Here is an 11,794-nt window from a genome sequence, read left to right as displayed (position 1 = left end):
CCTTCGCAGGTGGATGGGGCGGCGGTGGGTGGGCCGGTCAGCGCCGCAGGGCACCCGAAGCATCGAATTGCGCTTCGCGGCCGTCCATCTGGGCGCGGTACCAGCTCTCGCGGTGCCACCGCATCCACTTCTCGTGCACGCGGCCGACCGGGGGGACGCGTCGGGCCAGTTCGACCGCGCTGACGAGGGGTACGCGTCCGAGGACCCACAACAGCCACGGGAACGCGGTCGGCATCTCGTAGCGGCGGTAGGTCTGCGGGAACATGAACAGCCGCGCGTAGGCGGCGTAGACGCCGCCGTTGTAGACCTCGCGGAGTCGTCGGATCCCGGTGTGACCGTCGCGGGCGGCGAAGGCCTTGGGGAACGAGGTGATGAGTTCGGCGCCGTGGTCCCCGGCGTCGTGGCTGCGTGCCACCGACACCAGCGCCAGCAGACGCAACGAGTCGGCGATGGTCTGCGGGTACCAGCGGCTGCGCACCCCCACGACGTGTCCGAGGTAGTGCTGGAAGGCGATGAGGTCGTAGATCTCCGAGCGCGTCGTCTGGATCCCGGTGGTCCACAGCGCCAGAGCGGGTGCGACGCTGCCGCCGAGCAGGGTCATCATCATGTAGGACTGGCTGATCGGGATGCCCCACCGGGAGGTGTCCCACTCGGGGTGTTCGGCGACCCGTCTGCGCACCGAGACGTGCATGACGCGGACCATCATGGCCGTCGCCCGACCGGTCGATCCCGGCGACAGCAACTCCCCCGGTTCGGAGACGTCGATCCAGAACCGTGCGGTCTCGAGGAATCGTCGCAATGCGTTGTCGCCGGCGTAGCCACCGGCCAACGACAGCGGGGTTGCCACGGCCGCCTCGGTGTACATCTCCAGGGTGATGCCCCCCGCGACGCTGAACAGCATGGTCCCCCACCGGCGCCAGATCCGGGCGCCGGCCTCGACCTGGGCGGGATCGACCCAGTCGGGCACCGATTCGAACTCCTCGAACAGGGCGATCATCGACGGCGGTGGGTCGTCGATCGACGAGAGGCCCTCGGCGAGAGCCTTCTTCAACATCGCGCGACCCTCGACCGGACCGATGTCGCCGTAGAACACCTCGTCGACGAATCGTTCGGCCACCGGGTCGGCGGTGAACATGTCGGCGCAGAAGTCGTCGATCTGCGACTGGGTCGGGAACAGGTCCTTGCCGGTGAGTCGGCGGGCGATGCTGCGCGCGCGCAGCATCCCCGGCGTGGACATCCCCTCGCGATACGGGAACGCCGTCGCGACGTCGGGGTGGACGAGGTCGTCGAAGCCCGACCGCTCGCCGGTGGCACCCGTGGGGGGCGCGGGGGGCACAGGCGGGTTGTCTGCGTGGGTGGTCATGCGATCTCCGCTGCGTGGTGGTCGGGACGGTGGACGGTGTACTCGCCGACGCCGAACCCCCGGGTGGGCAGCCAGTCGCCGATGGTCTGCGCGATCCGGCCGACACCGTCGGGTTGGTCGACGAGGTAGTGGTTGAGGTCGTCGAGCTCGACCGACGCGACGTCGGGATCGGCCGAGGCCGCCACCATGTCGCGAGACTCGCTGACGAAGGCCGCCTGATCGGCACGCAGGCACACGACCTGGGTCGGGGTGGTGACCGTGGTGAGGTTGCGCAGGGCATCGGCGTGGGTGTGGTCGAAACTCCAGGTGCTCAACCAACTCCGCGCCGTCGCGAAGCGGGCGAGCCCTCCGGCGGCGGAGTTGGCGGCCTGCGGGTCGCCGTACATGCTGCCGACCCGACGGTCACTGGGATCGAGGGTCACGTCGACGAAACGGGGATCGCCCACGGTGCGGTGGACCACGAACGCGCGATCGGACGCGCCCGTCCGTTCGAGGCGTTCGATCTGGTCGAGCGCCCAGGCGTCGATCCGACGGACACGGGCGAGCTGCGCGTCGCGGTAGGCCGCCACCCACTCACGGTCGAGCGGGACGGTGCGATCGGGTGCGTACAGATCGAGTCCGGGGTCGGTCGCATACGGATCGGCCTCGTCGGTCACGGCGGCGTCGATCCAGTGCCGGAGTACCCGCGCACGCCCGGGATGTGCACCGACCAGGACGAGTCCGTCGGCCGGTTCGCACTCCCCGAGATCCACCGGGTCGCCGGCCGGTGTCCGGGTGATCGTCGGTGAGAGTGCCTGCGACTGATAGAACGACGCGAGCGAGCCGCCTCCGGAGAACCCGAGCAGGATCACCTTCTCGAATCCCAGCTCCTCGCGCATCCACCGCACTCCCTGACCGAGGTCGTCGGCGGCCCGTTCCATGATCAGCGCCGGCTCGTTGGTGGTGTAGCGGGTGTTGACCGCCATCATCGGCAACCCGCGCTCGGCGAGCCCGCGAAGCAGGAAGTGGGTGATGAAGCTCGACGCCGGATGCGCCATGAGGATGCCGACCTCGCGCGAGTACGTCTCGCCGGCAACGAAGTTCGCCGCCAGGGTCGGATAGTGGCGGGTCAGGCCCGAATGACTCTCCACGCGACCGTCGTTCGCCGGGCGAAACGGTATGCGCTGGAACCGGTCGACGAGATCTGCGATCACCGGCGACGTACCTCCCTCTCGACGGGGTCGCGTTCTGCGACCTGAATCACACGCGGACTGTACCATACCGGATGGTACGTGATTCGACTTCGAGGAGACCTCCATGACCAGAGCCGGCGCCGCCGAGGCAACCAGCGACGAGACCACCGACGCCGAGGCGATCACCACCGTCGACGGCGGCGTCGACACAGTCGAGGAACCCACGCCCGGAAGGGCTTCGGTTCAGCGACTCCGTCGTGCGGTGGTGCCAGTGGTGGCCGCACTGCTCATGGCCGGTGCCGGTGTGACGACATGGTGGACGCACGCCGAGACCGTCGCCGACAACGAGCGGGTGGCACTCGACGGGCGCTACCTGTCGGCGGCACGTCAGATGGTGCTGAACCTGATCACGGTCGACCCCGCCGATGCCTCGGCGGTCACCGACCGCATCCTCGACGGGGGTACGGGTGACTTCCGGTCGGAGTTCGCGTCGCGCGCGGACAGTTTCGTGTCCGTGGTGCGTCAGGCCGCGGTGAGCACGAAGGGCTCGGTCACCGAAGCGGGAATCGAGCGTTCCGACTCCCGCACGGCGAGCGTGCTGATCGCAGCGACGTCGACGGTCACCAACGGCGCCGGCGCCGACAACGAGCCCCGCGTATGGCGTCTCCGACTCGCGCTCGCTCACGACGGCGGCCGCATCCTCACATCGAAGGTGGATTTCGCGGTATGACCACACACGACGACCTCGACACACCGGCCGTCGACACGGCCGACGAGCCCGACACGATCACGGACACCGACGGTGCGCCGGACAACCGGGACGAGCAGGTGGCGTCCGACGGCCCCGACCCGACCGACAGCCCCGAGCCGACCGACGGCCCTGAGCCGACCGGGAGAACCCGGCGGGGCCCGCGACGGCGTGCGGCCGTTCTCACCGGCGGGGTGGGCGCGGTGGTGCTCGCACTGGGTGCCACCTCGCTGTACTTCCATCTCGAGCACCGCGATTCGGCCGCGGTCGCGGCATCCCGCGCCGACGTGATGACCGCGGCGACCGACGGGACCCGTGCGGTACTGACCTACCGTGCGGGGAGTGTCGACGCCGATCTCGCCCGCGCGGCAACGTTTCTCACCGGCGACTTCCGCGACTACTACACCAAGCTGGGGACCGATGCCATCGCCCCGAACGCACGCACCCGCGGATTGTCGTCGGAGGCCGCCATCGCGGGGACCTCGACGATCCGCGTCGACAAGGGCTCGGCCGGGGCGCTGGTGTTCGTCAACCAGTCGGTGACGCCGGCGTCGGGGGCGGCGACGGTGACGTCGACCGCGATCCGGGTGCATCTCACCGAGGTCGACGGGCGGTGGCTGATCGACCGCTTCGAACCGATCTGACGCGGCCGCACCCGGACCTCAACCCGGCGGGACCAACAGGTCGCGGAGCGGGATCGGCCCGTGCGCCCGCACCCCGGTCACGCGGGTCACGCGGGCGTCGTCGCCGACGAACTCGCCGCGGCGCGGATCGTACTGGCGCGCCGCGACGACCGGCCGGGGCGCCGACACCGGCTCCGACGCCACGACGGGGGCCGCCGGGACTCGTAGCGCACGCCCGCCCGCGAGTTGACGACACAGTGTCACGGTCGCCGCACGATAGCCGGGATACTCGAGACAGGGGAGGTTGCGGGCACCGCGTACCGACCGCGGATCACTCGGGTCGACCTTGCAGTACAGGTTCTTCGGGGCCGGTGCCGGTGACAGGTCTGCCGGCGACCGACGTTGCGACGGGTCGAGGAAGCCTGTGATGCAGGGTGGCGGGTCGTTGAGGCCGGCGGCGGCGAAGAACGTGTTCTGGCCGGGATCGTCGGCGTTGACCAGTCCGGTTCCCTGGGTGGCGGCGATGAGCGGCGGATAGAGGACGAGTACCTGTTCCAGCGCCGGGTTGTACACGGCGAGAACCTGTTCGACGGTGGTCAGGTTGGCCAGGAGGATGCCCACGGTGGGGGCGACGTCGTCGAAGAGTGCGGTGGCCTCCGACGCCGCCCCCGGCGCCTTGGCCAGCACACCGCGCAGGGACGCGTCCGAACCGGCGAGTGATCCGGTCACCCGGGCCAGCGATGCCGCCCAGGCACCGATGGCGTCGGCGCTGTCGACCTGGCTGTCGAGGAGAGGACCCAATTCGTCGATCACCGTGGCTGTCGGCTCGATCGTGTCGGCGGCCTGCGCCATGATGTCGCTGACGGAGTCCACCAGCGACCGCAGCGCGGGCCCCTGTCCATCGAGGGCCGCGAAGCTCTCGTCGATGACCACACGGAGATTTGTCGCGTCGACCGATGCGAGCAGCGACTGCACCTGTGCCACGGCGTCGGAGACCGGTGTCGGCAGACGCACCCGGTCGACGCCGATCACCGCACCGTCGGTCAGGTCGCGGTGCGGGTCCGCCCCACTGCGCGGGTCGAGGGCCACGTACATCTCCCCCACCGCCGACATCGGCGCGATGGTCGCGTCGAGGTCGGCGGCGATGTGGGCATCGGACGAGATCGACAACCGGGCACGGGCACCGGTGTCGGTGGCGTCGACCGACGTGACCCGTCCGACGACGCTGCCGCGGTAGGTGACGTTGGCGTTGGGATAGAGGCCTCCCGCGGAGGTCATCTCGACGGTCACCGCATAGCGGCCGATCCCCGCCTGCTGCGGCAGTTGCGCGTACAGCACGGCGACGATCGCGACGGCGATCACCGAGATCGCAGCGAAGACGCCGAGTTTCCACCGGATCATCCGGGTCAGGTTCACGGTGCCCCCTCCCCGGACCGACCGACCGCCGGTCGGGGTGTCAGCAGGTCGGTCAGACCGGGCGCCGGGCGCGAGGAGGACGACGGGGCCGCGCGCCCGACGATGCCCTCGACGCCGGAGAGCATCCCCTGCAACGGGGTACCGAGGAGCAGCGCGTTGTCGAGGGTCTTGAGCCGGAGATCCAGGGTGACCTCGCCGTTGGCGTAGTCACCGCGGACGGCGTTGGCGTAGGTGTCGATGGGGAACGGGTAGGTCAGCAGGTACCGCGTCGACTCGGTCAACGACTTCCCCGAGTCGGCGAGAGAACCGAGAATCGGTGGCAGGGCGGCGAGGTCGGCACGCAACGCCGACCCCGACGCCGTGACGATCGACGTCGCCGTGCGGGAGAGATCACCGAGTGAGTCGAGGGCGCGGGTCAGATCGACGCGGCGCGTGGCCAACACCGACAGCGCCGGGCGCAGCGACTCGATCGCGTCGGCGAGCGTCTCCCGCTGGGCGGCGACCCGGGTCGTCAGGTCGTCGAGACCCTCGATGGCCCGGGTGATCTGGGCGCGTTGCCCGTCGAGATCACCGACGAGGGTGTCGAGGCGGGTGATCACCGACCGGGCCGCCGATTCGCGTCCGCCGAGTGCGGCGTTCACCTCGCGGGTGATGTCCTGGATCTGGTCGATCCCGCCTCCGCCGAGCACCATCGACACCGTCGCGAGGGTCTGCTCGGTGGTCGGGTACGCACCCGCGCGCGCCAAATCGATGGTGTCGCCGCTGCGCAGCGACCCGTGCGCCGTCTGTCCGGGTGGGACCCCGAGTTCGATGTGTGCCGATCCGAGCAGGGTGGTCTGTCCGATGGTGGCGGTCGCATTGGCCGGCACCCGGGTGTGTGCATCCAGCGACACCGTCACCAGCGCATGCGACCCCTGCACCCGCAGATCGGCGACGCGACCCACCTCGACGTCGTCGATGAGGACCTGCGAATTGCGTTGCAGAGTCACCACATCGGGCATCTGGATCTGCACCGTCCACGCACCGTCACCGCGGCCGTGTGTGCCCGGGAGCGCGATCGAATTGATCCCCTGCCAGCCGCACGCGGACACGGTGCACGCCAGGACCACCGCGAGGGCGGCGACGACGGGCGAGCGACGCCGGAGTCCGCGGGCCGCCATCATCGACCTCCCTGCGGAACCAGCATCGACGGCAGGTCGGGCGTGGACGGTGTGGCACCCTTTTTCGCCGAGGGCGTCGCCGGCCGCAGCGACGGTTCGCTGTAGACGAGTTGGTCGGGTAGCGCGCCGACGCCACGGGTGGGATTGAACGCGATCGGCGGGTACTCGGCGGTGAGCAGCGACAGCAGCGGACCGAGATACCGGACGCACAGCGACGCGCCGCGTTCGGCACTGCTCTGTTGGGCGGCCGCGATCGCCGAACACACGAACTGCACCGGGTTGGCGAAGTTGCTCAGCGCCAACGCCGAGGTGATCGAGTTGTGCGCGGGTTGGTAGATGTTGTTCAGATTCGCCAACGCGGTGGGCGTGACGTGCAGCACCTGGGCGAGATCGTCACGGTGTGAGGCCAGTTCGCCGGCCACCAGGTTCAGGTTCTTCAGCGCGTCGGAGAGGCCGGGCCGGTTGTCTTTCACGAAGGAACGCACCTCCCCCAGTGACACGTCGAGATCGCCCAGCGCCGAACCGATGTCGTCACGGTTGCGGTCGAGGATCGCGGCAACCGACGCCATCCGTCGGTTGAAGGAGACGATCTGCTGGTCGCTGTCGGACAGGGCCTCGACGAACACCGCGAGGTTCCGGACGACACCGAACAGGTCGGTGCGGCCGTCGGAGATCGTGCGCAGCGCGGCGGAGAGGGATCCGAGGGTCGAGTTCAGCGCGCCGCCCTGTCCGCGCAGGTTGGCGGCGGCGGAGTCGACGAGTGCACCGGCGGCACCCATGGTCTCGCCGTTGCGGGGTGCCAGCGCCTTCGACACGCGTTCGAGTTGCGCGGTGACCTCGTTCCACTCGACGGGGACCGCCGTGCGGGAGATGGGGACGACCGCGCCGTCGGTCATCCGCGCCCCACTCGTCCACGCCGGGGTGAACTGGACGAACCGACCGGACACCAGCGACTGGTTGAGCACTACGGCGGTCGCCTCGGCGGGGACGGGTCGTGCACGGTCGAGCCGCAGCACCACCTCGGCGTGATCGACCCGCGGGTGCACCTCGGACACCTCACCGATCCGAACACCCACCACGCGGACGTCGTCACCGACGTAGAGCCCGGTGGCCGAGGGGAGTTCGACCCGCACGGAGTAGGTCGTGAGTCGTGGGACCACGGCGTAGGACACCACGGCCGCCACGGCGACGATCGCCGCGAGAACGGCCCACGTACGACGTGCTCTCATCGTCCACCCTGTCGTTCGGGGGTCGGCAGACCCTGCCGTGCCATCGCGTCGCGGATGAACGGTTCGATGATCTGACCCGGGATGAGGTTGGTGATGTAGGAGCTGAAGAACGGCCCGCTCGCCACCGCCTCCCCGAGTTCGGTGACATACGGGCCGAGGTCGGCCAGCGCCCTGCCGATGTTGTCGCGGTTGTCCCGCAACACCCCCAGCACGGAATTGACCCGGGTCAGGGTCGGGGTGAGCTGGGCTCGGTTGTCCCGCACGAGATCGGTGAGGCTGCGCGCGAGCGCGGAGACGTTCGCGAACAGGGTCTCCACCGTCTGACGTCGGCGATCGAGTTCGCCGAGTATCTCGTCGGCGGCCAGGACGAGCTTGGTGATCTGCTCACTGCGCTGGGCCAGGACCCCGGTCACCCGCCGGGCCCGGTCGAGCAGGGACCGTAGATCGGCGTCACGGGCGGCGACGGTCTGCGACAGACGGCCGACACCGTCTATTGCGGAACGCAGTTCGTCCGGGGTCTGCGACAACGTGTCGTCGAGGGCGCGGAAGGAATCGGCGAGTTGATCGGTGTCGGTCGCGGCGGTGCTGCGCGCGAGGTCGCCGAGGATGGTCGACAGGTCATACGGCGACGTCGTCCGCGCCAGCGGGATCTCGCTCCCTGCCCGCAACGCGCCGCCACCCTCGCTGGTCAGTCGCAGGTTGCGGGTGCCCAGGACGGTCGCCGTCGCGATGGACGCGCGGGTGGCCGATCCCAGGCGCGGGTCGCCGGAGACGGTGAACGTGACCTCGACGTGGGTGCCGTCGAGATCGATCGACCGCACCGTTCCGCTGTCGACGCCCGCGACCTCCACGCCCGCCCCCACCTGCAACCCGCCGGCGTCGGCGAACTCTGCGGTGTACTCGCGTTCCGACGACAGGAACGGCAGTGTGCCGACGTTGCCTGCGGCGACGGCGACCAGAACGGTCACGATCAGCCCGACCGCACCGGTGCGCACGGTGTCGACGCGGTCGTATCGGTTCATCATCGCGGCGCGCACCTCCCATGGTCCTGGCCGATGAGCGGCGTCGTGAGGTCCTTCCCGTCAGGGCCGGTGAGCTTCAGTCGGATACCGCACAGGTAATAGTTGAAGAAGTTCCCGTAGGCGCCCAGCCGAGTGAGTGCGGTGTAGGTATCGGGCAGTCGTCCCAGCACGCTGTTCACCGTGTCGCGTCCGGCGTCGAGTTGGGTTGCGGTGCGTCGTAGTTCGCCGATGGTGTCCCGGACGGGGTCGCGGGTGTCGCCCAGGAGGTCGGCGAGTGAGCCCGCAGCCGTGTCGACGCGGGTCAGTGCCGTCCCGACGGTCGAGGAGTCCGCGGCGAGGCCGGCGGCGAGCTGCGAGGCCGACGACAAGGCCTGCGAGAAGTCGTCTCGATGATCGTCGAGGGTCCCCAGGACCGCGTTGAGATTGGTGATGAGACCACCGATCACCTCGTCGCGGTCGGCGAGGGACGAGGTGAGCGACGCGGTACGCGCGAGCAGTGAGGCGACGGTGCCGCCCTGGCCCTGCAGGACCGCCAACACCTCCGAGGACAGTTGGTTGACCTGGTCGGGGGCGACGGCACGCAGCAGCGGACGGAAACTGCCGAGGAGCAGGTCGAGATCGAGGGCGGGCGTCGTCTGCTGCAGCGGGATCGTGCCGCCCGCCGGCAGGGGTGTGGGAGCACCGGGACCGTCGAGCAGCTCGAGGTACCGGTCGCCGGTGAGATTGAGGTAGCGGACCATGGCGCGGGTTCCGCGGGTGGGTCGGTAGGAGTCGTCGACCCCGAGATCGACACGCACACGGTTCTTCCCGGTGATCCGCACACCCGAGACCGAGCCGACCTCGACCCCGGCGACGGTCACCCGGTCGCCCGATCGCAGCCCCGACACGTCGGAGAACTCGGCGTGGAATCCGCGGGTGCTGGTGAACCGGACGTCACCGAACACCACGAACAGACCGCCGAGGACGAGGGTGGCGACCGTCACGAAGACACCGAGCCGCAGCCACCGCCACCGCGTCATCACCGCTGCCCCGCCCAATCACTGCCCAGGAGCAGCTGCAGGATCGGACCGTTGACCAGGCGCGGGGACGTCGGCCGGTCGGCGTACGGGTTCGCGCCGGTGTCGGCCACGACGTACGGCGCGGGGATGTCGCCGGCACCGAGCCGCGGCAGGGCCCCACAGCGTGGTCCTCCCCCGGCCGACACCTTCGGCAGGTTGCCGGGATAGGTGTACGGCGCGGCACCCAGGACGATGGTGGAGTTGAGCAACATGGTCGAACCGTTTCCGCCACTGACCTTCTCGGCGTTCTCCGAGGCGAGGTCGGCGCCCTTCAGGAAGCAGCTGAACTCCGGCGAATACCGCGCCAGGAGTTCCGCGGTGGGTTGCAGCAACTGGATGGCCGAGACCAGCGCACCCGAGTTCGGTGAGAGCACGCGGTTGCCGCTGTCGCCGAGGCCGATCGCCGACATCAGCACCGCGTCGAGATCGCCGGATCGCTCGTCGAGGGTGCGGGCGGTCGGTGTGAGGTTGCGCAGCGACGCCATGAGGTCGTCGGCCGAGCCGGCGTAGATCTGCGCGGTCGTCGCCCCCGACCGCAGGTCCCGGTTCAGCGCGGGCAGTCGCGCGTTCACCGACCGGACCACCGCGTCGGTGTCGTCGATCGCGGCACCGATGCGTGCGCCGTTGCCCCGCAACGCCCCGGCCAGCGCGCCGAGCACGGAGTTCAGCTTGGCGGGCTCCACCGCGCCGAGAACCCGCGTGAGCGACTCGAAGACGGTGTCGACCTCGACGCTCACGGAATCGGCGTCGATCGTCTGGCCACGGGTCAGTCCCCGGGCCCGGGTGACGGGAGGATCGGTCAGCGCAACGGCTTTCGCGCCGAAGACCGTCGGCGAGGAGATGTCGACCCCGGTGTCGACGGGGACCGAGCGCGCGGCGTCGGCGGCCACCGCGATCCACACGACGGCGCCGTCACCGGTGTCGTCGACGGAGGTGACGCGACCGACGGTCACCCCGTGGCGCGTGACGAGCGAACCCGGACTCATCGCGAGGCCCGCTCGCGGGGTGTGGACCGACACGGTGACGGTGTCGGCGAGATCGCCGCGGAACGCGGCGACGGTGACGTAGCCGACGGCTGCGAGCAGACATGCCGCGGCGAGTGCGCAGGCCCTGGTGATCAGGGTGTCGGAGACCCTGGTTCTCGAGGTCGTGGCGGTGGTCATGGCGTCATCCGGCGAGACGCAGTTGACGTGCACTGCCGTACAGGGCGAGCGCGATGACGAGGGTGACCGTGACGACCGCCAGCAGCGACAGCCGCACCGCACGCCCGGTGGCCATGCCGACCCCCTCGGGTCCGCCGGTGGCGTGGAACCCGTAGTAGGTGTGGATGATCATGACGACCGCGGCCATCACCAGTGCCTGCAGGAACGACCACATCACGTCGGTCGGGATGAGGAACGTCGCGAAGTAGTGGTCGTAGACGCCGGGCGACTGGCCCATCACGACGACGGTCACGACCCGGCTGGCGAGAAACGACGTGATGAGGCCCAGTGCGTACAGCGGGATGATCGTCACCATCCCGGCGACGATGCGGGTGCCCACGAGGTAGGGCACCGACGAGATGGCCATCACCTCCAGGGCGTCGATCTCCTCGCTGATCCGCATCGCACCGAGTTGGGCGGTGGTGCCGGCGCCGATGGTCGCGGCGAGACCCACGCCCGCGGTGACCGGGACGACGACACGGACGTTGACGTAGGCGGCGAGGAACCCCGTGAGCGCGTCGACCCCGACGTCGCCGAGTGTGCTGAACCCCTGCACGGCGACCGTCGCGCCGGCGAAGAGGGTGAGGAACCCGATGATGACGACGGTGCCGCCGATCATCGCGAGAACCCCTGTCCCGAGGCTCAGTTCGGAGATGATGCGCAGGGTCTCGACGCGGTGGCGGCGGACGGCGCGCCCGGTCGAGGCGACCGACACCACGGTGAACCGCGCGAGCGCGCCGAACCGGTCGATCGAATCCCCGACGCGCCGTAGCTGTGTGGTGGTCATGCGTGCGGACGGCC

11 protein-coding genes are annotated in these 11,794 nt (G+C 69.9%); 2 read left to right on the top strand and 9 right to left on the bottom strand.

Translation table 11 applies throughout. The annotated features are described in order from the left end of the window. Window positions 1–37: 37 nt before the first annotated feature. Together ACQ7HM_RS15910 and ACQ7HM_RS15905 are read right to left on the bottom strand one after the other, a co-directional pair. The gene (locus tag ACQ7HM_RS15910; RefSeq protein WP_434217494.1) at window positions 38–1,237 is read right to left on the bottom strand and encodes an oxygenase MpaB family protein; all 1,200 of its coding nucleotides are present in this window, start codon (window positions 1,235–1,237) and stop codon (window positions 38–40) included. 122 nt (window positions 1,238–1,359) lie between these two features. Next, a complete protein-coding gene (locus ACQ7HM_RS15905) occupies window positions 1,360–2,556 on the bottom strand; it encodes an alpha/beta hydrolase (RefSeq protein ID WP_434217211.1) in 1,197 nt (398 codons plus the stop codon). Window positions 2,557–2,659: 103 nt separating this feature from the next. Between ACQ7HM_RS15905 and ACQ7HM_RS15900 the strand changes: the two genes are divergently transcribed. Both ACQ7HM_RS15900 and ACQ7HM_RS15895 read left to right on the top strand, forming a co-directional pair. Beyond that, window positions 2,660–3,265, top strand: a complete 606-nt coding sequence (locus ACQ7HM_RS15900) for a hypothetical protein (protein ID WP_434217210.1) — start codon at window positions 2,660–2,662, stop codon at window positions 3,263–3,265. Then, window positions 3,262–3,927: a hypothetical protein gene (locus ACQ7HM_RS15895; protein WP_434217209.1), complete on the top strand. Its 666-nt coding sequence runs from the start codon at window positions 3,262–3,264 to the stop codon at window positions 3,925–3,927. The genes ACQ7HM_RS15900 and ACQ7HM_RS15895 overlap by 4 nt, the downstream gene beginning before the upstream one ends. 18 nt (window positions 3,928–3,945) lie before the next feature. Here ACQ7HM_RS15895 and ACQ7HM_RS15890 read toward each other — a convergent pair whose 3' ends face one another. The 7 genes from ACQ7HM_RS15890 to ACQ7HM_RS15860 are packed head-to-tail and all read right to left on the bottom strand — an operon-like array spanning window position 3,946 to window position 11,780. Next, window positions 3,946–5,322: an MCE family protein gene (locus tag ACQ7HM_RS15890; RefSeq protein WP_434217208.1), complete on the bottom strand. Its 1,377-nt coding sequence runs from the start codon at window positions 5,320–5,322 to the stop codon at window positions 3,946–3,948. Beyond that, window positions 5,319–6,485 (bottom strand): MCE family protein, encoded by a 1,167-nt coding sequence (locus ACQ7HM_RS15885; protein WP_434217207.1) that lies wholly within the window; start codon window positions 6,483–6,485, stop codon window positions 5,319–5,321. The genes ACQ7HM_RS15890 and ACQ7HM_RS15885 overlap by 4 nt, the downstream gene beginning before the upstream one ends. After that, on the bottom strand, window positions 6,482–7,711 hold the full coding sequence (locus ACQ7HM_RS15880; protein ID WP_434217206.1) for an MCE family protein: 1,230 nt from the start codon (window positions 7,709–7,711) through the stop codon (window positions 6,482–6,484). Before ACQ7HM_RS15880 ends, ACQ7HM_RS15885 begins: the two co-directional genes overlap by 4 nt. Beyond that, window positions 7,708–8,736 carry an MCE family protein gene (locus tag ACQ7HM_RS15875; protein WP_434217205.1) on the bottom strand — a complete coding sequence of 343 codons (1,029 nt, stop codon included), beginning with the start codon at window positions 8,734–8,736 and terminating at the stop codon, window positions 7,708–7,710. The genes ACQ7HM_RS15880 and ACQ7HM_RS15875 overlap by 4 nt, the downstream gene beginning before the upstream one ends. Then, window positions 8,733–9,752: an MCE family protein gene (locus ACQ7HM_RS15870; RefSeq protein WP_434217204.1), complete on the bottom strand. Its 1,020-nt coding sequence runs from the start codon at window positions 9,750–9,752 to the stop codon at window positions 8,733–8,735. The genes ACQ7HM_RS15875 and ACQ7HM_RS15870 overlap by 4 nt, the downstream gene beginning before the upstream one ends. Continuing rightward, a complete protein-coding gene (locus tag ACQ7HM_RS15865) occupies window positions 9,752–10,954 on the bottom strand; it encodes an MCE family protein (RefSeq protein ID WP_434217203.1) in 1,203 nt (400 codons plus the stop codon). Before ACQ7HM_RS15865 ends, ACQ7HM_RS15870 begins: the two co-directional genes overlap by 1 nt. A gap of 4 nt (window positions 10,955–10,958) precedes the next feature. Then, window positions 10,959–11,780, bottom strand: coding sequence for an MlaE family ABC transporter permease (locus tag ACQ7HM_RS15860; RefSeq protein WP_434217202.1), 822 nt, complete (start codon window positions 11,778–11,780; stop codon window positions 10,959–10,961). Between the last annotated feature and the right edge of the window lie 14 nt (window positions 11,781–11,794).

It is taken from the genome of Williamsia sp. MIQD14 (assembly GCF_051025635.1).
Taxonomy (GTDB): domain Bacteria; phylum Actinomycetota; class Actinomycetes; order Mycobacteriales; family Mycobacteriaceae; genus Williamsia_A.
Note: the sequence above shows the minus strand (reverse complement) of the source record. Positions and strands in the feature narration are given on the sequence as shown.

Bases quoted from the DNA above. Each gene is read 5' to 3' on its own strand.
- ACQ7HM_RS15900 (WP_434217210.1), top strand. From the start codon at position 2,660: ATGACCAGAGCCGGCGCCGCCGAGGCAACCAGCGACGAGACCACCGAC.
- ACQ7HM_RS15875 (WP_434217205.1), bottom strand. From the start codon at position 8,736: ATGATGAACCGATACGACCGCGTCGACACCGTGCGCACCGGTGCGGTC.
- ACQ7HM_RS15885 (WP_434217207.1), bottom strand. From the start codon at position 6,485: ATGATGGCGGCCCGCGGACTCCGGCGTCGCTCGCCCGTCGTCGCCGCC.
- ACQ7HM_RS15865 (WP_434217203.1), bottom strand. From the start codon at position 10,954: ATGACCACCGCCACGACCTCGAGAACCAGGGTCTCCGACACCCTGATC.
- ACQ7HM_RS15910 (WP_434217494.1), bottom strand. From the start codon at position 1,237: ATGTCCACGCCGGGGATGCTGCGCGCGCGCAGCATCGCCCGCCGACTC.
- ACQ7HM_RS15870 (WP_434217204.1), bottom strand. From the start codon at position 9,752: ATGACGCGGTGGCGGTGGCTGCGGCTCGGTGTCTTCGTGACGGTCGCC.
- ACQ7HM_RS15880 (WP_434217206.1), bottom strand. From the start codon at position 7,711: ATGAGAGCACGTCGTACGTGGGCCGTTCTCGCGGCGATCGTCGCCGTG.
- ACQ7HM_RS15895 (WP_434217209.1), top strand. From the start codon at position 3,262: ATGACCACACACGACGACCTCGACACACCGGCCGTCGACACGGCCGAC.
- ACQ7HM_RS15860 (WP_434217202.1), bottom strand. From the start codon at position 11,780: ATGACCACCACACAGCTACGGCGCGTCGGGGATTCGATCGACCGGTTC.